Consider the following 201-nt stretch of genomic DNA (forward strand, 5'->3'; position numbering starts at 1 on the left):
CTTCCTGCGCAATGTGCTCGGTGTGATCAGCAAGGACGCGGCCCAGATGGTCGCCGCGACGATCCGCACGATCTTTGCCCAGCCCGATGCCGACGCGGTCCGCGCTCAGCTCGACACCGTCGCCGACATGCTCGGCACCCAGTTCCCGAAGGTCAAACAGATGCTGCTGGAGGCCAAGGACGACCTCACCGCGTTCGCGGC

At 66.2% G+C, this 201-nt stretch carries 1 protein-coding gene; it reads left to right on the top strand.

The genetic code is table 11. The annotated features are described in order from the left end of the window. A partial coding sequence (locus IF89_RS0137450) for a transposase (protein ID WP_030778644.1) occupies positions 1–201 on the top strand: 201 nt, incomplete at both ends.

Origin of the sequence: Streptomyces sp. NRRL F-2664, from assembly GCF_000719345.1 — a bacterium.
In the GTDB taxonomy this organism is placed as follows: domain Bacteria; phylum Actinomycetota; class Actinomycetes; order Streptomycetales; family Streptomycetaceae; genus Streptomyces.